At 66.6% G+C, this 1,998-nt stretch carries 2 protein-coding genes and 1 pseudogene; all 3 read left to right on the top strand.

Features of this window, described 5'->3' with window-relative positions:
* The first annotated feature begins 6 nt into the window (after window positions 1-6).
* The gene (locus BGO22_RS12950; RefSeq protein ID WP_286851176.1) at window positions 7-504 is read left to right on the top strand and encodes a flavodoxin domain-containing protein; all 498 of its coding nucleotides are present in this window, start codon (window positions 7-9) and stop codon (window positions 502-504) included.
* Window positions 505-628: 124 nt separating this feature from the next.
* The gene (locus BGO22_RS12945) at window positions 629-1,816 is read left to right on the top strand and encodes an ABC transporter substrate-binding protein (protein ID WP_070400099.1); all 1,188 of its coding nucleotides are present in this window, start codon (window positions 629-631) and stop codon (window positions 1,814-1,816) included.
* Window positions 1,817-1,878: 62 nt separating this feature from the next.
* Window positions 1,879-1,998, top strand: a pseudogene (locus tag BGO22_RS12940) (branched-chain amino acid ABC transporter permease); the annotation flags it as partial.

The raw sequence follows: 1,998 nt of genomic DNA, 5'->3' as shown, positions 1-1,998 counted from the left end.
ACTAAAGTGCGTGTTATGCCCTCGATGCCCCCCGCCAAGCTGCTCATCCTCGTGGGCACCATGACCGACACGGCCACCTCCGTCGCTCGGGCCATCGAGATGGAGTGCGCGGATCTGATCGGCGCCATCGAGGTGCGGATGATGGACGGCCTGGACCCCAGTGTCTTCGATCAGGATGCACTTTACGTCATATGCACATCCACTTATGGCTCGGGTGATGTGCCCGACAACGCCCAGGCCTTCTGCGCCTCGCTCGACGCGCAGCCGCGCTACCTGGGCCACGTGCGTTTCGGCGTCATCGCCCTGGGCGACAGCGCGCAATACCCCATGACGTTCGCCAACGGCGGGCGCCAGTTCGATGAGCGCCTGCGCGACCTGGGCGCGGTGCGCGTGGGCGAGCTCTGTACCCTCGATGCCTCGACCGAGACCGCCCCCGAGGCGGCCGGCGCGGCCTGGTGCCGCGACTGGCTGGCGCTGGCCCTGGCGCCCAGCGAGGTGTCCTGAAGAACAAAACTGTTTGGAATTCAATCATTCAGGCTTCAAGCGGCTAGGGTAATTCTGGATCGCCAAGCCCCAGGCCCCCACCTACAGTGAGCCGCAGTCCGACCACAACCCCAGGAGACCCCAGATGACCACCCGCCGCCTCGTTCTGACCCGCAGTGCCGCCGTCATTGGCGCCGCGTCCACCGGCCTGCTGCTGCCGCAGATCGCGCGCGCCCAGTCCGACAAGGTGCGCGTGGGCTTCATGCTGCCCTACACCGGCACCTTCGCGCAGCTCGGCGTGGCCATCGAGAACGGCTTCCGCATGGCCGTCAACGAACAGGGCGGCAAGCTCGGCGGGCGCGAGATCGAATTCTTCAAGGTCGACGACGAATCCAACCCCGCCAAGGGCATCGAGAACGCCACCCGTCTGGTGCAGCGCGACAAGGTCGACGTGCTGATCGGCACCGTGCACTCGGGCGTGCAGATGGGCATCCACAAGGTGGCGCGCGAGTCCGGCGTGCTCAACCTCATCCCCAACGCCGGCGTGCACATCGCCACGCGCGCGCAGTGCGCGCCCAACGTGTTCCGCACCTCCTTCACCAACAGCCAGCCCACGCTGGCCCTGGGCAAGCCCATGATGGAGAAGGGCCACAAGAAGGCTGTGTGGATCTCCTGGGCTTACGCCGCCGGCGACGAGGCCTTCGAAGGCTTCGAAAAGAGCTACACCGAGGCGGGCGGCCAGATCGTCAAGAAGCTGAGCCTGCCCTTCCCCAACGTGGAGTTCCAGGCCCTGCTGACCGAGATCGCCGCCATCAAGCCCGACGCCGTGGCCTGCTTCTTCGCCGGCGGCGGCGCGGCCAAGTTCCTGCGCGACTACCATGCGGCCGGCCTGAGCAAGAACATCCAGCTCTGGGGCTCGGGCTTCCTCACCGAAGGCGTGCTCGACGCCGCCGGTGACGCCGCCAACGGCGTGCTCACCACCATGCACTACAGCGACTCGCTGGACACGCCGCGCAACAAGAAATTCCGCCTCGACTACGCCAAGGCCTTCAAGCTGCAGCCCGACGTCTACGCCGTGCAGGGTTACGACACCGGCCTGCTCATGGTCAAGGGCGCGAACGCCGTCAAGGGCGACCTGAACAACAAGCAGGCCCTCTACGCGGCCATGCGCGGCGCCGAGATCGACAGCCCGCGCGGCAAGTGGAAGATGAGCCCCGCGCACAACCCCATCCAGGACATGTACCTGCGCCGCGTGGAAAACGGCGAGAACAAGGTGATCGGCATCGCCGCCAAGGCCGTGGCCGATCCGGCCACCGGCTGCCGCATGGCCTGAAGCTTGCGTCCTCCCTCCTGCAAGCCGGCGCCCTAGCGGCGCCGGTTTGACGTCTGCACCCCATGGACTTCGCCAACTTCCTCATCCAGCTCCTCAACAGCGTCCAGTACGGGCTGCTGCTGTTCATGCTGGCCGCCGGCCTCACGCTGATCTTCGGCATCATGGGCGTGGTCAACCTCGCG

The sequence above is a fragment of the Hydrogenophaga sp. 70-12 genome (assembly GCF_001897365.1).
Taxonomy (GTDB): domain Bacteria; phylum Pseudomonadota; class Gammaproteobacteria; order Burkholderiales; family Burkholderiaceae_C; genus Hydrogenophaga; species Hydrogenophaga borbori.
This window is presented reverse-complemented; position numbering and strand designations above follow the sequence as displayed.

Coding starts and splice junctions, on each gene's coding strand:
- BGO22_RS12945 (WP_070400099.1), top strand. CDS start 629: ATGACCACCCGCCGCCTCGTTCTGACCCGCAGTGCCGCCGTCATTGGC.